The sequence below is a fragment of the Mesorhizobium sp. B3-1-6 genome, from assembly GCF_006439555.1.
Lineage (GTDB): Bacteria > Pseudomonadota > Alphaproteobacteria > Rhizobiales > Rhizobiaceae > Mesorhizobium.
Map to the genome: position 1 here is coordinate 46,099 of NZ_VFTM01000037.1, position 16,389 is coordinate 62,487.

At 63.1% G+C, this 16,389-nt stretch carries 18 protein-coding genes and 1 pseudogene; 9 read left to right on the forward strand and 10 right to left on the reverse strand.

The window, feature by feature from the left end:
* Nucleotides 1–42: 42 nt before the first annotated feature.
* Complete coding sequence (locus FJ414_RS26620; RefSeq protein WP_140647349.1) at nucleotides 43–612, forward strand: NifU family protein; 570 nt, start codon at nucleotides 43–45, stop codon at nucleotides 610–612.
* Nucleotides 613–771: 159 nt separating this feature from the next.
* On the opposite strand, the gene FJ414_RS26625 is transcribed toward FJ414_RS26620, so the two are convergent.
* Nucleotides 772–1,389 carry a L,D-transpeptidase gene (locus FJ414_RS26625; RefSeq protein ID WP_140647350.1) on the reverse strand — a complete coding sequence of 206 codons (618 nt, stop codon included), beginning with the start codon at nucleotides 1,387–1,389 and terminating at the stop codon, nucleotides 772–774.
* A gap of 226 nt (nucleotides 1,390–1,615) precedes the next feature.
* Here FJ414_RS26625 and cueR point away from each other — a divergent pair, with 226 nt between their 5' ends.
* Entirely contained in the window at nucleotides 1,616–2,005 is a 390-nt protein-coding gene (gene cueR, locus FJ414_RS26630) for a Cu(I)-responsive transcriptional regulator (protein ID WP_140647351.1), read from the forward strand.
* 13 nt (nucleotides 2,006–2,018) lie between these two features.
* Here the strand turns inward: cueR and FJ414_RS26635 are convergent, their stop codons facing one another.
* On the reverse strand, nucleotides 2,019–2,489 hold the full coding sequence (locus tag FJ414_RS26635; protein WP_140647352.1) for a nucleoside deaminase: 471 nt from the start codon (nucleotides 2,487–2,489) through the stop codon (nucleotides 2,019–2,021).
* Between the two features lie 144 nt (nucleotides 2,490–2,633).
* On the opposite strand from FJ414_RS26635, the gene FJ414_RS26640 reads away from it, so the two are divergent.
* The 4 genes from FJ414_RS26640 (at nucleotide 2,634) to FJ414_RS31595 (ending at nucleotide 5,495) form a co-directional block, all read left to right on the forward strand.
* Nucleotides 2,634–2,855: a hypothetical protein gene (locus FJ414_RS26640; protein WP_140647353.1), complete on the forward strand. Its 222-nt coding sequence runs from the start codon at nucleotides 2,634–2,636 to the stop codon at nucleotides 2,853–2,855.
* Nucleotides 2,856–2,938: 83 nt separating this feature from the next.
* Nucleotides 2,939–3,892 carry an IS1595 family transposase gene (locus FJ414_RS26645; protein ID WP_140647354.1) on the forward strand — a complete coding sequence of 318 codons (954 nt, stop codon included), beginning with the start codon at nucleotides 2,939–2,941 and terminating at the stop codon, nucleotides 3,890–3,892.
* Between the two features lie 614 nt (nucleotides 3,893–4,506).
* Nucleotides 4,507–5,328: a hypothetical protein gene (locus tag FJ414_RS26650; RefSeq protein ID WP_140647355.1), complete on the forward strand. Its 822-nt coding sequence runs from the start codon at nucleotides 4,507–4,509 to the stop codon at nucleotides 5,326–5,328.
* Nucleotides 5,328–5,495: a hypothetical protein gene (locus FJ414_RS31595; RefSeq protein ID WP_181181721.1), complete on the forward strand. Its 168-nt coding sequence runs from the start codon at nucleotides 5,328–5,330 to the stop codon at nucleotides 5,493–5,495. Before FJ414_RS26650 ends, FJ414_RS31595 begins: the two co-directional genes overlap by 1 nt.
* A 194-nt stretch (nucleotides 5,496–5,689) precedes the next feature.
* On the opposite strand, the gene FJ414_RS26655 is transcribed toward FJ414_RS31595, so the two are convergent.
* From FJ414_RS26655 to FJ414_RS26665, 3 genes are all read right to left on the reverse strand, one after another.
* Nucleotides 5,690–5,953, reverse strand: coding sequence for a DUF1902 domain-containing protein (locus tag FJ414_RS26655; protein ID WP_140647356.1), 264 nt, complete (start codon nucleotides 5,951–5,953; stop codon nucleotides 5,690–5,692).
* A gap of 149 nt (nucleotides 5,954–6,102) precedes the next feature.
* Nucleotides 6,103–6,384 carry a hypothetical protein gene (locus FJ414_RS26660; RefSeq protein ID WP_140647357.1) on the reverse strand — a complete coding sequence of 94 codons (282 nt, stop codon included), beginning with the start codon at nucleotides 6,382–6,384 and terminating at the stop codon, nucleotides 6,103–6,105.
* Nucleotides 6,385–6,403: 19 nt separating this feature from the next.
* Nucleotides 6,404–6,631, reverse strand: a complete 228-nt coding sequence (locus tag FJ414_RS26665) for a hypothetical protein (RefSeq protein WP_140647358.1) — start codon at nucleotides 6,629–6,631, stop codon at nucleotides 6,404–6,406.
* A gap of 129 nt (nucleotides 6,632–6,760) precedes the next feature.
* On the opposite strand from FJ414_RS26665, the gene FJ414_RS26670 reads away from it, so the two are divergent.
* Complete coding sequence (locus FJ414_RS26670) at nucleotides 6,761–7,261, forward strand: MmcB family DNA repair protein (protein WP_164772367.1); 501 nt, start codon at nucleotides 6,761–6,763, stop codon at nucleotides 7,259–7,261.
* A gap of 52 nt (nucleotides 7,262–7,313) precedes the next feature.
* Here the strand turns inward: FJ414_RS26670 and nhaA are convergent, their stop codons facing one another.
* From nhaA to FJ414_RS26695, 5 genes are all read right to left on the reverse strand, one after another.
* Nucleotides 7,314–8,504 carry a Na+/H+ antiporter NhaA gene (gene nhaA / locus FJ414_RS26675; protein ID WP_140647360.1) on the reverse strand — a complete coding sequence of 397 codons (1,191 nt, stop codon included), beginning with the start codon at nucleotides 8,502–8,504 and terminating at the stop codon, nucleotides 7,314–7,316.
* A gap of 307 nt (nucleotides 8,505–8,811) precedes the next feature.
* Nucleotides 8,812–9,375: an ActR/PrrA/RegA family redox response regulator transcription factor gene (locus tag FJ414_RS26680; RefSeq protein ID WP_140647361.1), complete on the reverse strand. Its 564-nt coding sequence runs from the start codon at nucleotides 9,373–9,375 to the stop codon at nucleotides 8,812–8,814.
* A 291-nt stretch (nucleotides 9,376–9,666) separates the two neighbouring features.
* Nucleotides 9,667–10,992, reverse strand: coding sequence for an ActS/PrrB/RegB family redox-sensitive histidine kinase (locus FJ414_RS26685; RefSeq protein ID WP_140647362.1), 1,326 nt, complete (start codon nucleotides 10,990–10,992; stop codon nucleotides 9,667–9,669).
* 385 nt (nucleotides 10,993–11,377) lie between these two features.
* A complete protein-coding gene (hrpB, locus tag FJ414_RS26690) occupies nucleotides 11,378–13,840 on the reverse strand; it encodes an ATP-dependent helicase HrpB (RefSeq protein ID WP_140647363.1) in 2,463 nt (820 codons plus the stop codon).
* Nucleotides 13,841–13,896: 56 nt separating this feature from the next.
* Complete coding sequence (locus FJ414_RS26695) at nucleotides 13,897–14,787, reverse strand: DMT family transporter (RefSeq protein ID WP_140647364.1); 891 nt, start codon at nucleotides 14,785–14,787, stop codon at nucleotides 13,897–13,899.
* Nucleotides 14,788–14,808: 21 nt separating this feature from the next.
* On the opposite strand from FJ414_RS26695, the gene FJ414_RS26700 reads away from it, so the two are divergent.
* On the forward strand, nucleotides 14,809–15,507 hold the full coding sequence (locus tag FJ414_RS26700) for a PIG-L deacetylase family protein (RefSeq protein WP_140647365.1): 699 nt from the start codon (nucleotides 14,809–14,811) through the stop codon (nucleotides 15,505–15,507).
* Between the two features lie 253 nt (nucleotides 15,508–15,760).
* A pseudogene (locus FJ414_RS26705) lies at nucleotides 15,761–16,372 on the forward strand (ABC transporter substrate-binding protein); the annotation flags it as partial.
* Between the last annotated feature and the right edge of the window lie 17 nt (nucleotides 16,373–16,389).

Here is a 16,389-nt window from a genome sequence, read left to right on the forward strand (position 1 = left end):
ATTATTCCAAACTATCGGCCCGGGAAGGGCCTGGAGATACCCATGTTCATCCAGACCGAATCGACGCCGAACCCGGCGACGCTGAAATTCCTGCCGGGCAAGGAAGTGGTGGGCGAAGGTACAGCCGATTTCCGCAACGCTGAAGCCGCGGCGGAGGCCTCGCCGCTGGCCGGCCGTCTGTTCGAGATCCCGGGCGTCACCGGCGTCTTCTTCGGCTATGATTTCATCACCGTGACCAAGGACGGTCCGGACTGGCAGCACCTGAAGCCGGCGATCCTCGGCGCCATCATGGAGCATTTCATGTCCGGTGCGCCGGTCATGGCCACGACCGCTCCGGCGAGCCAAGCCGGCGAGACCGGCGAGTTCTACGACAAGGCCGACGAAGAGCTGGTGCTGACCATCAAGGAACTGCTCGACACGCGCGTGCGCCCGGCCGTTGCCCAGGACGGCGGCGACATCACCTTCCGCGGCTTCGAGAACGGCACCGTGTTCCTGCACATGAAGGGCGCCTGCGCCGGCTGCCCGTCGTCGACGGCAACGCTGAAGCACGGCATCCAGAACCTGCTTCGCCACTTTGTTCCGGAAGTCCAGCAGGTCGAGCAGGTCGCCTGAGAATCCAATTCGCCGGTCGCGCAGTGCGGCGAGGCGAAATCCGATCCAAGACGCAAAAAACAAAAAACCGGGCCCCAACAGCCCGGTTTTCTGTTCTTGGACGTCTTGTTGTTGCCTAGACGGTCCGCTTGCGAAAGCTTTTGGCCTCGGCCTTCGTGATCACATCACGATGACCTTGGCGCCGACCGACGTGCGGTCGTAGAGGTCGATAATGTCCTGGTTCATCAGCCGGATGCAGCCCGACGACATCGCCTTGCCGATCGAGAACCATTCCGGACTACCATGCAGGCGGTAGCCCATGTCGCCGCCCTTGTTGAAGAGATACATGGCGCGCGCGCCGAGCGGGTTCTTCAGGCCCGGCTCCATGCCGCCGGCGAATTTGGCGAGCTCGGGCTGGCGCTTGATCATCTGCGAGGGCGGCGTCCAGGTCGGCCATTCGCGCTTCAGCGCGATATGGGCGGTGCCGTGCCATTCAAAACCCTCGCGGCCGACGCCGATGCCGTAGCGCATCGCCATGCCGTCGCCCTCGATGAAATAGAGGAACTTGTTCTGCGTATCGACGATGATGGTGCCCGGCTTCTCCGGCGAGTCGTACCGCACTTCCTGGCGGCGGTACCTGGCGGGGACCTTCTCGATCGGGATGCGCGGCAGCTGATAGCCTGCATCGCTCATCGCGCCATAGTTGTTGGTGAACATTTGCCCACCGATGGTGCTGCACCCGCTGATCGCGGTCGACAACGCAAGAGCGGCAAGGATTGCAAATGACTTCAAGCGCATGAAAAGGTCCGATGCCCCGCCTGGATGCCAGCGGCACGAGTCGGCCGCTTTGTTGTCATCATTCATGCTGGCATTTCTTTTGCTTGCCAAGCGCGCACTGCCTATATGCAAGACCTTGCAGGCGGGTAAGTGCCGAACTGCGGCATTTCCGCAACAGGCCTCACAGGATTGTGAAACAAAATCAATGAGGCGGCTCATAGAGCCGCCTGGGTTCGAGGAGAGCGCCATGAATGTCGGTGATGCCGCCGAGCGTTCCGGCCTGCCGGCCAAGACCATCCGCTACTATGAGGAGATCGGCCTGATCCGTCCGGCGCGGGCCGAGAACGGCTATCGCGATTACTCCGGCGACGATATCCACCGGCTGGCCTTCCTGCGCCGTGCGCGCAATCTCGGCTTCTCAATCGACGATTGCAGGCAGCTGATGGCGCTCTATCAGGACCGCGGCCGCGCCAGCCACGACGTGCGCGAGATCGCCGCCGCCCATGTCAGGGCGATCGAGGAGAAGCTGCGCGAATTGCAGTCGATGCGCGGGACGCTGCAGAAGCTGATCCACGCCTGCCACGGCGATGAGCGGCCGGACTGCCCGATCCTGGATGACATGGCGGGAGCGGCCTGAGGTCCGAGGCCTGTCAGCGCTTCCAGAAATCGCGGTGCGGGGCGAGCAACTCGTCCGCGATTTCGGGGAACGGGCCGAAGACCTCGATCTTCTTCTGGCCGGCGGCGAATACGGTGCGCGAGGCGAGGTTCATCGTCGGATTCTCCGCGTGATCGCCGGTGAGCGCCAGGAGATCGGTCTCCTCGAAGCCGTAGACCAGCCGCCCGATATTCGCCCAATACATCGTGCCGGCGCACATCGCGCAGGGTTCGCCGGTCGAGACCAGCGTGCATTGCCACAGGAACTCCGGCTCATAGGCCGCCGCGGCGCGGCGGGCGAGCTCCGTCTCGGCATGGCGCACCGTGTCGAGATTGCCCTGCCGCATCAAGACACGAACGTCCGGCCCGACAAGCACGCAACCGAACGGATGATGCCCATGCGCCGCCGCCTCGCGCGCGACGGCGTCAGCGGACCGGAGGTGGGCGAGCATCTGATCGCGGGTCATGGGGAATTTCTCCACGGTGAGATTGCTGCCAGGGGATTTGATTAGCAAGAACTAATCTTTTCTTGAGCCTCCCACTTGGCTTTGAACTCCGACCATTTCCGGTTTGGTGCTATTTTGACAACCGCACAATGAGATTGCTGGGCCATGGGCATGCAGGAAGACATCGAACGGGTCGAGCAGCATATCCGCGAGATTGAACAGCGGATCGAGCGACAGAGCGCGGCCATCACCCAGGCCGAGGAAAGCGGCTTGCCGACAGACGGCCCGCGCAACTTCCTGTGGTTCCTGAAAGAGACACTGAGCCTGAGCCGCGACCACCTAGCCAGGCTTCTGGCGGACGAATTCCGGGCGGGCGACTCGCAATAAGTGCAGCGAAGCCCATAGAAAGGCGATTATATGGTTGACAAACCCACATGGAACTGCGATAACGATTCCAAGGAGTTATCGCTATGTCCGTTTTGTCTCGCCCCGAATTCCATGACGAAGCCAAGGCTTTCGAGCATGTCGAATCCATATTGTGGCCGAACGGTCCTGTTTGCCCTAAGTGCGGTAGCGTTGATCGCCACTACGCCTTGAAGGGCGTTCGCACCAAGCCTTCCAAAAAGAACCCGAACGGTGTCGAGCGTCACGGCCTGTACAAGTGCAGCGCTTGCCGTTCGCAGTTCACCGTGCGCATGGGCACCATTTTCGAGGAAAGCCATTTGCCGCTCACCAAGTGGCTACAGGCTATCCACCTTATGTGCGCCTCAAAGAAGGGTATTAGCGCTCACCAGATGCACCGCATACTCGAATGCACCTATGAGGCCGCTTGGTTCCTGTGCCATCGCATTCGCCTCGCAATGGCGTCCGGCTCGCTTACGCCGATGGGCGGCGCCGGCAAGATTGTTGAAGCCGACGAAACCTACATCGGTCGCTTGAAAGGTCAGCCGGTGCGCGCTGGCGGCGGTAGCCATAAGAACACTGTCATGACCCTGGTAGAGCGCGGCGGCATCGCCCGCTCATTCCATATCGATAGCGCCAAGGTGAAGACTGTCATGCCGATCGTCCGCGCCAATATCGCCAAGGAAACCGCGATGATGACTGACGAATGGGGCGGCTACCGCTATCTCAGCGGCGAGTTCGCGTCCCACGATACCGTTGTGCATTCCAAGGAAGAGTACGTTCGCTACGAAGGGGAAAAGACCGTCCACACCAATACCGTCGAAGGCTTCTATTCGATCTTCAAGCGCGGCATGAAAGGCGTTTACCAGCATTGCGCCGAACACCATCTGCATCGCTATCTGGTAGAGTTCGATTTCCGCTATTCGAACCGCATCGCGCTTGGCGTCGATGACGGCACCCGCGCTTTCATCGCCTTGAAGGGTGCTGCCGGCAAGCGCCTCACCTATCATAGACCTGCTTAAGGATAAGCAGGATCATTTCCGAAAGCCGGTACAGCTCGAACTGCCGTTCTGGCGGTATGAGAAGCGGCGCATGAAAAAGCCGGGGACCTAGATCCCCGGCAGTCAGGTTGATCGGACGGCTAGGCGGCTACGCCGCTTTCGCTGGTCTTATCGGCTGCGATAATGGCCGCATACCGATTCGGTGCGGCCAAAGCGGAAGCGCAGGTAGGGGTTCACCCAAACCATATCTTCACCTCTTCGAGGGGGTGGGCCTTGAAAAGAGGCGGCAGAGATGCGAATCTAGGGTGTGAACGCTAGTGATCGCGAGGCCTACCGCCTCTTCCGGTTGCTGGTCATCTGGGCCGCATTCCCGTTGAAGCCGGGTTTGCGGCCTTTTCGTTTTCTCCTGCCCCTCCGGCGCCGATGGCCAGAGCGTGAGGGGCTATGCAGGTCTTATCATCGTCGTCCTCTTTCATCTTGGGCAGCGCCAAGGGCCGCCACGAATCTGTATAACGAAAAAATCTCGAATTCACAATACGCGCCTTTTCGTTTTGCGCGTTCGCTATGCGCTCACCTTGCGTTAGGAGTAATGTTCCTGTAGTGTACCGCCTATTAGAAAGGCGCGAGGTGTCTTCATGGTAGGCGAGAAAGTTGATTTTGACGCGGCGGTTAATGCTGCCAAGGGGGCAGATAGCGAGGCGTCCAAGCGGGAACGTTCGACAATCGATTTCCCATATGTCTCCCTGGAGGGGGCAATGGAAGTTGCGCGAGCGATCTATGAACGATGTGCGTTCGGCTCCTGCGACCAAGACGAATTGGCCGCGCAAATGGGGCAAACACTTAGCGGCGCGTTTCGCATGAAAACGGGGGCAGCAAAGACGTTTGCCCTTGTCGATAAGGATGGGCGAAGCGCGTTTCGGCTAAGCGAGATCGGGAAACGTGCCGTGGCGTCTGAAACCGAGCACTCAGCCAAGGTTGATGCGTTTTTGAGCGTTCCCCTGTACCAGCAAATTTACGAGAAGTTTCGCGGCCACAACCTGCCGCCGGCCAAGGCCCTAGAACGCGAAATGGAGACGATGGGCGTTCCTCGCAAGCAGACGGACCGCGCTCGACAGGCTTTTGAACGTTCCGCTCAATATGCGGGGTTCTTTGATAGCGGTAAGGACCGTTTGGTTCGTCCGCGCATGGAGGGTGCGCAAACCCAAGCCACCGGGGAACTAAGGGACATCCCACAATCCACCCCAACCGTTGAAGAGCGCAGCCGTAAGGGGCGTGGCGGGGGCGGATACGAGCCGCCGGATATCGACCCTATTATTCGAGGACTCATCGATAGGCTGCCGCCATCTGGCGCGGCGTGGTCTAAGGCGAAGCGGAAGCTATGGCTGCAAATTCTCGAAAACAGCTTTGATCTGGTGTACGAAGAGGACTTGGACGAGAAATCAAAGAATCTTGTTTGATGAAACCGAAGAAAACCCAACGAGAGAAGTTCGAGGAAGCGGCGCGCGAGCTGAAAACCGACCAATCCGACGAAGCCTTTGAGGCTTCCGTCAACAAGATCGCTCATGCGCCGAAGCTGACCCAAGAACAGATAAAGAAGCTAGTTGGGCGCAAGACCAAAGACTAATGGTCGGTAAGGCCCATCCGAATGCGCAGTAGGTTTATGAAGGCCCGGCGCTGGTCTGGCGTCATAGTGTCTGGATTTGGGATGGTGTGAAACATGCCGTCCCGATCTTCATGCAGTGTGCCGCCTTCATAGGCGGCACGGCGCGGGGTCAGACCAAACGCTCTTATGCACTCTTTGAAATCGTCGTTCGTCAATCAGGCAGCCGCAGAGTAAATGAATCTCTTTCTTTGCGACTGGAAACCTACTCGCTCAATATCGGAGTCGTCAACTTCTTGAACTTCGACCTGAGTTTTCTCTGATGCTTCTACTAGCGACTTTATCGCATCGGGGAGGCGGGCACGAATTTCCTCATACGTATCACCGTGCACATAAAGCCCCGGAAGCTCGTCGCTAACAGCAACCAACAGCCCTGATTTCTCATGGCTGATAACGTCAATGTTTATTGTGCGCTCCCGCATTTCAGAACTCCACTAGGCGGCCACAATCGGCCTTCCTGGCAGGATATAGGGATTCTCTGGGGAAAGCTACAGTAAGCGCTTGACACGACTCAAGAAAGGAGTCCGTAGCGCCGGCTAATCCACAGGCTGTCAACAATTTGCATCCCTCCCTACGGCTGGGTAGCGCCGCTTTCCGCACTTTGCAAAGCAGCGCGGAAAGCCCGAAGCGCTGCCGGTTGGTTCGCTCGCATCATGGCGGTCACGACTTCTTTAAAGTCCACCGCGCGTATGGAAACTTGCCATTCTCCGCGCCCAACATCTTGACCTGTCCAAAATGACAGGTGGACAGTGCCACGCTCATATTCCGCCACGGCTTGAGCGACCGATCTTCTGCGGGGCACGCTTTTGAAGCCTTTTGCGGCGGTTGGTTTGTGGTCAACCTTAATCACCATGTGACAACCTCCGTTTGGCTCAGATTACAAGCGAATAGGTTTCTCCGGTAGAATGGTTCTCAAGGACAGACTCTGAAACGCGATGCAATTCCGGACCGTCAATGTGGCCTAGAAAGTAGCGGCCTCCGGCACTCTCGTACCCAAGACCTTCAGCGGCATTCATGTCCATAAAATCACCACGCGTAGCCCATACAATCTCGTGCTGACCGCCAGTCGCGTCGACGGCCATGACGGTTTTGTATTGCATCGCCATACCTCCCGATTTACCGCACGATTCATATCAGCACCGCCGGATTTATCCAAGGGTTTGTCAACCGGATAATAGCCCATAGAAAACGGGTTCAAACCGTGAACAAAATCTGGCATGGTGCCATCCATGCCCATCGTATCCCCGATTCCCCTCAACCCTTTGATCGACGGCCGCCAGTCGGAGCGCGCCATGCTGGTGCGGCGCGGCGTGCAGCGGCTGCTCACCGAAATGGGCGCGCATGTGCTGCCGGAGCTTTCCCTGGCCACCGGGCGGCGCGCCGATCTCGTGGCGCTGACCAGGCAGGGCGATATCTGGATCATCGAGATCAAATCCTCGATCGAGGATTTCAGGGTCGACCGCAAATGGCCGGACTACCGGCTGCATTCCGACCGCTTCTTCTTCGCCACCCATCCCGGCGTTCCCCAGGACATCTTCCCCGAGGAATGCGGCTTCATCCTCTCCGACGGCTACGGCGCGGAGATCCTGCGCGATGCACCAGAGCACCGCATGGCGGCTGCGACGCGCAAGGCGCTGATGCTGCGGATTGCCCGCGCGGGCGCCGCGCGGCTGCTGGCGGCGGAGCTCGCCGGCGTCGCGGTGCCGGCGCTGGATGGCGAGAGCGAGTAGCGCCTGTTCCTCGCCGCACTAGGCGGGAGAGGAAATAGGCGTTGCAGCTGACCTATTCCACTTCTTCTTCCACTCCGCTGCCCGCCGGCGCCATGAGCAGGACGGCGGCGCCGAGCAGCGCGGCAATCAGCGAGCCAGCAAGGATGCCGACCTTCACCGCGTCCTGCAGCGCCGGGTCGCTGGCGAAGGCGAGCAGGCCGATGAACAGGCTCATGGTGAAGCCGATGCCGCAAAGCAGCGAAATCCCCAGCATATGCAGCCAGCCGGCATTGACCGGCAGGTCGGCGAGGCCGAAGCGGATCGCGAGCGCCGAGGAGCCGAAGACGCCGACCAGCTTGCCGAGAACCAGGCCGGCGGCGACGCCCAGCGTCAATGGCTCGACAAGGGCCGCAAAGCTCAGGCCGCCGAGCGAGACGCCGGCATTGGCGAAACCGAAGATCGGGATGACGAGGAAGGGCACCAGCTTGTGCAGGCCGTGTTCCAGCCGGTGCAGCGGCGAATGCTCGAGATCGTGGCTGATGCCCGGAGAACGCTCAAGCGGGATGGTGAGCGCCAGCGCAACGCCGGCAAGCGTGGCGTGAACGCCCGACTTCAGCACCAGCACCCACAGCAGCGCGCCGAGCAGCAGATACGGCCAGAGCTTCATGGCCCGCATGCGGTTGAGCACGACCAGCAAGGCGATGACGACGAAGGCGGCGGCCAGGTAGGCGAGCGACAGGCCGCTGGTGTAGAACAGCGCGATGATGATGACGGCGCCGAGATCGTCGATGATGGCGAGAGCGGTGAGGAAGACCTTCAGCGAGGCGGGCACCCGGCTGCCGAGCAGTGAAAGCACGCCGAGCGCGAAGGCGATGTCGGTGGCGGTCGGGATCGCCCAGCCGGAAAGCGCGGCCGGATTGTCGCGATTGACGGCGACGTAGACCAGCGCCGGAACCAGCATGCCGCCGGCGGCGGCGATGCCGGGCAGCACCCGGCGCGGCCAGGTCGAGAGCTGACCGTCCAGCATCTCGCGCTTGATCTCCAGCCCGACCAGCAGGAAGAACACCGCCATCAGCCCGTCATTGATCCAATGCGAGACGCTGAGCGGTCCGAGATAGGCGTGCAGGACGGTGAAATAGGTTGTGGCCAAAGGCGAGTTGGCGACGATCAGCGCAAGGGCTGCAGCCGCCATCAGGATGATGCCGCCAGCGGCCTCGCCGTCGAGGAATTCACGCAGGATCGATTTCGGCCGTTCGTCTTGCATGGTGCCTCGCTAACCTAGCCTGTTGGCCGGAATCTGTGGTCCAATGATGCGCAACGTCAGTGGAGATGCAAGGCTTACGGGCGACACCGCAGCCGATGCTTCGAAAATTGGCCGAAACGTCCGTCTCTTCGTCATCCACGGGCGAAGCAAGGAGCGAAGCGACGCAGCGCAGACCCGAGGATCCATTCCGTTACATCGGAGCGGTGCCGACGGCGCAGAATTCTGCTCCACTGCATCCTCCGGCCAAGGTCACGGCATGGATCCTCGGGTCTCCGCGTCCGCTTCGCCCGTGGATGACGATGCTTGCCTAGCGCGGAGCCCGCTTCGCGAGGATACGCTGCAGGGTGCGCCGATGCATGTTCAGCCGGCGCGCCGTCTCGGACACGTTGCGATCGCACATTTCGTAGACCCGCTGGATGTGCTCCCAGCGCACGCGGTCGGCCGACATCGGGTTTTCCGGCGGCGCCGCGCGCTCGCCTGAGGTACGGGTAAGCGCGGCGAAGACGTCGTCGGCATCGGCGGGCTTGGAGAGGTAGTCGATGGCGCCGAGCTTCACCGCTGTCACCGCGGTGGCGATGTTGCCGTAGCCCGTCAAGATGATGGCGCGGGCGTCGTCGCGTCTCTCGCGAATGGCGGCAACGACATCGAGGCCATTGCCGTCGCCGAGCCGCATGTCGACCACCGCATAGGCCGGCGGATGGGCGCGCGCCTTGGCGACCGCCTCCTCCACGCTCTCCGCCGTCTCGACCACGAAGCCCCGGGTCTCCATAGCCCGGGCGAGCCGAGTGAGGAACGGCTTGTCGTCCTCGACGATGAGCAGCGAGGTATCCTCGCCCTCCACCATTGCAACAGTCGTTTCGTCTCCGCTCATCTTATCGGCATCCTACTGACTTGAACCACCTCGCCCCGAAACGAATTCTAGCGAATGCGCCTTAAGTCCTTGTTTCCAGGCACGCCGTTTGCCAAAAAAGCTGCACGGTTTTGGGCGGCATGCCTTACTTTTACGCAGATACAGTCCCGCAAGGGCAATGTCCAATTTTTACAGCCGGCAACAGAGCTGCCATGCAGTAATTGCAGGGCTTTTCACCGTTTCGCAATTCCGGACGGAAAACTACGGCGAAGTCGCCGAGCCCAACCGCTGCGCACTTTTCCTGGAATTGCTTTAGGCATTGTCGAACATGGTGGCCGACGCCTGGTCCTGGTTGAGGAAGACGCCGCGCGGCCATGCGATCTGCACCACCGCGCCTTCGCCAAGCCCGCTCGAATTGCGGAAATCGATGGTGGCGCCCGATCGTTCCAGCAAGGTCTTGGCGATGAACAGCCCTAGCCCCAGGCCGCCGCCGGCCTCCGTGCCCTGGCGCGTCGACATATAGGGCTCGCCGATGCGGTCGATGATCTCGGCCGGAAAGCCCGGCCCGTCATCGGTGATCGAGAAGATGACCTTGTCATTGTCCCAACTCCAGCTGACGGTGACCGACTTGCGGGCGAAATCGACGGCATTCTCGACCAGGTTGCCGAGCCCATAGATGACGCCGGGGCTGCGCTGGCCGACGGGCTCGGGGCCGATACACTCGCCGGGCCGCAGCCGGATCGAGATGCCGAAATCGCGATGCGGCGCCGTCACCTCCTCGACCAGCGAGGTGAGCGGCATGCGCGACAGATGCGCTTCGCCTTCCGAGGAAAGGCTGGTCAGCCGCTTCAGGATCTCGCGGCAACGCTCGCTTTGCGAGCGCAGGAGCTTCACGTCCTCGCCGTATTTCGGGTCCTTGCCGAGTGCCTTCTCCATCTCCTTGGCGACGACGGTGATGGTCGCCAAGGGCGTGCCGAGTTCGTGCGCGGCCGCCGCCGCCAGCCCGTCCAGCGCCGACAGATGCTGCTCGCGCTGCAGCACCAGTTCGGTGGCGGCCAGGGCGTTGGCGAGGAGGCGCGCCTCCGCCGCGACGCGGAAGGCATAGATGGCGGTGAAGGCGATCGAGGCGAACACCGCCATCCACATGCCGGCGACATAGATGAACGGCATCGGCAGCGGCGCGTCCTCATACCAGGGCAGTGGCAGGTGGAAGAACACCAGCAACGTGGCGGCTATCATGACCAGCGCGCCCAGCACCGCGGTCATGGGCAGCGGCAGCGAAGCGGCCGAGATGACGACCGGGACCGAAAGCAGCACGCAAAACGGGTTGGTCAGGCCGCCGGTCATGTAGAGCAGGCCGGTGAGCTGGATGCCGTCGAAGGTGAGAATCGCGAAGGCCGAAAGCGGGGTCAGGCGGTGCGCCGCCGGATAGCGGAAGGTGAGCCACAGATTCATCCAGGCCGAGCAGGCGATCAGCGCGAAGCACATCGACACCGGCAGCGGGAATTTTAGGCCATAGGCGACGACCAGCACGGTCAGGCTCTGGCCGACGATGGCCAGCCAGCGCAGGCGGATCAGCGTGTTGAGCCGCAGCCGCTGGCTTTGCTGGGAATCGGGCGCGCGCAGGATGTTGATCATCGACTTACGATTATAACCGCGGGAGGGTAAGCGCTAGTAGCGCTGTAAAGGCGACTTGAGCGATTGGCAGCCGGTGTTTCATCGTTCGTCTCGGCTCACCATCATGAACCTTCGGGATTGGCCGGCCTCGCGATTTCGTCATCCACGGGCGGAGCGACGCGAAGCGGAGCGCAGACCCGAAGATCCATTCCGTTACCTCGATCGTAGAGAGCAGCGGAGGGAATTCTGAACCGTGGCAACGCGTCGACGTCGCGGAATGGATCCTCGGGTCTGCGCGCGTCGCTTCGCTCCTTGCTCCGCCCGTGGATGACGAAGTGATGGGCGTTTGCGCCAATCACCAACGTATACCGCTCGCCAGCGAGGCCCACCAAGCTTCTGTGCAAGCCTACGTTCCGCGCGGCTTGGCACGGCTGGTGGCGGCGGCCAGCAGCGGATTTTCCGGCCAGACATGCTTGGGGTAGCGACCGCGCATGTCGGCGCGCACATCCGCCCAGGAGCCGCGCCAGAAGCCAGGGAGGTCGCGCGTCGTCTGGATGGGGCGGTGCGCCGGCGAGAGAAGCTCCAGCGTCAGCGGCACGGTGCCGCCCGCGATCGCCGGATGACGGTCGAGGCCGAACAGCTCCTGCACGCGGACCGCAAGCACCGGCCATTCGCCGTCGTAGCGGATCGGCACGTGACTACCCGACGGCGCGTCGAAATGGGTCGGCGCCAGCGCGTCGACCTTGCGCTGCAGGTCGTGCGGGACCAAGGCCATGAGTGCCGACGACAAAGTCGCCGGCTTGATGGCCGCGAAAGAGGCGTCGCCGGCGAGAAACGGCAGGAGCCAGTCGTCGATGCCCTCGACCAGCGCTTCATCCGAAACGTCGGGCCAGGGCGCTCCAAGGCCGCGATGCAGCCAGCCGAGCCGCTGCCGCAACGTCTCGGCATCCTTGCCCCAATCGAGCAGCGACAGGCCGTGCTCCCGTAAGGCGTCGAGGATAGCCTGATCGGCATCGGCGCCCGACGGCGCCGGCAGCATGCGCTCGGACAACGTGATGGCGCCGAGCCGCGCGGTCTCGCGCACCCGCACGGCGCGGCGCTCGCGGTCGAAGGTCGTCTCGCGCTTCGTCTGGATGCGATCGGCAAGAGCGGCGCGGATATCGGCTTCGCCGACCGGCGCGGCGGCGGTGATGCGGGCGTTCTGCGCCTTGCCCTGCAGGTCGGCGACCACCAGCCAGGTCTCATTGGCGAGCGGATCGGCTGCTTCGACCATGGCGCCCGAGCCGTTGGCGAGCACGAAGCGGCCGCGCTCGCCGCGGGCCCTCGCCACCCGATCCGGCCAGGCATGGATGAGGAGCGAGCCGGCGGAGACCGCCTCGCCGCCCTGCCCGCCGCCGGCCTGTCTGGCCAAACGCTCGGCGAGCTGCCTGGCGACGTTGGCGCGAGGCGATTTCTCGCCGCGAAAGCGGATCAGGCGGCGTTCGAGGTCGGCGCTGTCGCCGCCCAGCCCGCGCTCGGTGACGAGCACGGCAAGCATCGCTGCTTCCAGGGCCTGACCAGTGCTTGCCGCTTCGGCGACCATGTGCGCCAGCCGCACCGGCAGCGCCAGCCTGCGCATCGCCGCGCCCGCTTGCGTCAGCCGTCCCGCCTCGTCAATCGCATGCAGCGCGCCAAGCAGCGCCCTCGCTTCGTTGAGCGCCGGCGCCGGCGGCGGATCGAGAAAGGCGAGGCTCGACGGATCGGCGACGCCGAAGGCGGCGCAGTCGAGCAGCAGTCCGGACAGATCGGCCTCGAGGATTTCCGGCGGCGTGAAGGCGGGAAGCGACGCGGTCTGCTCGGCCCGCCACAGGCGAACCGCCACGCCGGCTTGAGTGCGGCCGGCGCGGCCGGCGCGCTGATCGGCCGAAGCCTTGCTGACGCGCACCGTCTCAAGCCTGGTCAGGCCGCTCGCCGGCTCGTAGCGCGGCAGGCGCGACAGGCCGGAATCGATGACGACACGCACGCCGTCGATGGTGATCGAGGTCTCGGCGATCGAGGTCGCCAGCACCACCTTGCGGCGGCCGGCCGGCGCCGGTCTGATCGCCTGATCCTGCGCCCGGTTGTCGAGCTGGCCGTAGAGCGGAACGATGTCGGTGTCGGCGGCGACATTGCCCTGAAGCCGCTCGGCGGTGCGCTCGATCTCGCGCTGTCCGGGCAGGAAGGCGAGCACGCTGCCCTGCTCGCCGGCCAGGGCCGCGCGCACGGCCTTGGCCATGGCGTCCTCGATCGCCAGGCCGGCCGGCCGTTCGTCGTAGCGGACCTCGACCGGATAAGCGCGGCCCTCGCTTTCGATCACCGGTGCCTGCGCCAGAAGCCTCGAGACGCGGGCGCCGTCGAGCGTCGCCGACATGACTAGCAGACGCAGGTCAGGCCGCAGCGCGCCCTGCACGTCGAGCGCCAGCGCCAGGCCGAAATCGCCGTCGAGCGAGCGCTCATGGAATTCGTCGAAGATCACCGCCGAAACGCCGGGCAGTTCCGGGTCGTCGAGAATCATGCGGGAGAGCACGCCTTCGGTGACGACCAGGATTTTTGTCCGCGCCGACGTGCGGTTCTCCATGCGCATGGCATAGCCGACCGTGCCGCCGGGTTCCTCGCCGAGCAGCTCGGCCATGCGGCGGGCAGCGGCGCGGGCGGCCAGCCGGCGCGGTTCGAGCAGCACGATCCGGCCCTTGCCCAGCCAGGGCGCGTCGAGCAACGCCAGCGGCACCAGCGTCGTCTTGCCGGCGCCGGGCGGCGCCACCAGCACGGCGCTGCTGCGCTGCGAGAGCGCTTCGCCGAGCGCCGGCAGCACGGCAGTGACCGGAAGCTCCGGCAGGGGTTTCGTCGTCATCTGGCCCGCATATCAGCGGTCGCGGTCGCCATGCAACTTGCCAGACCGGTGCGCGGTCAAAGCCTGGTGCGCGAAAACGGGTTCCAGCGCACGGTGCCGAGCATCACCTCTTCGCGCACCATCGTCAGAAGGCCGGAGGCGCCGACCACCGCCAGGCCGACCAATGACAGCCAGTCGGGATATTCCTGGAAGAACAGCGCGCCGAGGATGACCGCCCAGACGATCTGCGAGTAATGCGTCGGCGCGATGCGGTTCGCGGGCGCGTATTTGACCGCAAGCAGCTGCAGCAGTTGTCCGCCGGCGGTGAAGACACCGGCCAGCATCAGCCAGACCAATTGCCCGAGATTGGGGAGCGAGAACGACGTCGCGGCCGCGCCGACGCCGTTGAAGACAAGGCCATAGCCGACCAGCGCGCCGAGGATGGTCGTGCGCTTTTCCTGCTGGGCGAGCGAGCGCATCAGGACGACGCTGGTGGCGGCGAGGAAGGCGTTGGCGAAGGCGGCGAGATGGCCGAGATGCAATTCGCGAAAGCCCGGCCGCACCACCAGCATGACGCCGACGAAGCCGGCGACCACGGCCAGCCACCGCCAGGGACCGACCTTTTCCTTCAGGATGACCGTCGACAGGATGGTGACCAGCAGCGGCGCCAGGAAGATCAGCGCGTAGACTTCCGCCAGCGGAATGGTGGTGAAGGAATAAACGCTGAGCACACCCGACGCGATGCCCGCCAAGGCGCGCGCCTGCACCGCCCACGGCCTCTTGGTGCGCCAGAAATCGCGCCAGCGTTCGTCATTGGGCTTGGTGAAGAACAGAAAGCAGCCGGCAAACAAGGTCGAGAAGAAGCCGATCTCGAAGACGGTGAACTGCCCGCCCAGGCTCTTGATGACCCCGTCGCTGAACGAATAGCTTGCATAGGCGATCAGGGCGAGCAGGATTCCGTTCGGCATACCATTTCCGGGAGAGAAGACGTGAAGATATTGGCGCTGGGGGCACATCCCGACGACATCGAGATATTCATGTTCGGTACGCTGGCCGCCTATGCGGCGCAAGGCGCAGAGCTGACTTTTGCGATAGCCACCGATGGTGCCAAGGGCGGCAAGGGCGACCCGAAGGCGCTTGCCCGCCTGCGGCGCGAGGAAGCGGCCAAGGCGGCGGGGCTGCTCGGCGTCGATCCGCGTTTCCTCGACTTTCCCGACGGCGCGCTCATTGCCGATGCAGCGTTGATTTCGGTGCTGAAGGCGCTGATCGGCGAGGTGAAACCCGACCTCGCGATCACCCATGCGCCCTACGACTATCACGGCGACCATCGCGCCCTGTCCGATGGCGTGCGCATGGCCGCATCCTTCGCCGTCCCTGTGCTGCATGCCGATACGCTCGGCGGCACCGGCTTTTCGCCGACGCATTATGTCGAGATCTCGCATCACTGGGAGATCAAGGCGAAAGCGATTCGCGCGCACCAGTCGCAAGGTCCGGAGCACTATGTACACAGGGCACGCCTCCAGAACGAGTTTCGCGCCGGCCAGTGCAATGGCGCCTCCGGCGCGTTCGCCGAAGCCTTCCGCTTCGAGCCGACTTTCCCCTTCGCGGATATACGCGCGCTCTTACCGCCGGCGCCGCCGATCCGGCCGGTAACGGCAAGCCCTGGCCCCGCCGACCGGGCCGGCTGACCGCGGCGGGTGCAGCGTCCGGCGACCATTTCCCAACGATTTCAATCACCCGTTTCGCCATGCTGCGGCGCAGCAACGAATTCGCTTGCGTTGTTTAGTAAAAATGGCATCACTAAACAAATTACTAAACATCGGCGGCGCATCGCGCACCATAGCGACGCATAGCGCGCCGTGTTCAGGCCCTCGGAGGAGCGAGGGTTGAGGGGCTCTTGAAACCGTCATCCGGACGCGTTTCGCAAATGGGAGGTAAGGCATGAAATCGACCTTGAAACTGGCGTTGGGACTGGCCTCGGCGATCTTTGCGTCGACAGCCGTCTCGAACGTCGCGCATGCGGAAGACCTGACGCTGTGCTGGGCGGCCTGGGATCCGGCCAACGCGCTCGTGGAACTGTCCAAGGACTTCACCAAGGAAACCGGCATCGGCATGAAGTTCGAGTTCGTGCCGTGGACCAATTACGCCGACCGCTTCCTCAACGAGCTCAACTCGCATGGCAAGCTCTGCGACCTGATCATCGGCGACAGCCAGTGGATCGGCGGCGCCGCCGAGAACGGCCATTACGTCAAGCTGAACGACTTCTTCGACGAGGAGAAGATCAGCATGGACGATTTCGTGCCGGCAACCGTGGTCGGCTATTCCGAATGGCCGAAGAACACGCCGAACTACTGGGCGCTGCCGGCCATGGGCGACGTCGTCGGCTGGACCTATCGCAAGGACTGGTTCTCCAAGCCCGAGCTGCAGAAGGAATTCAAGGAAAAGTATGGCTGGGACCTTGCCCCGCCGACCACCTTCGACCAGCTGAAGCAGATCGCCGAATTCTTCCAGAAGCGGCAGATCGACGGCAAGACGGTCTATGGCGCCAAGATATAAACCGACAGAGCCGC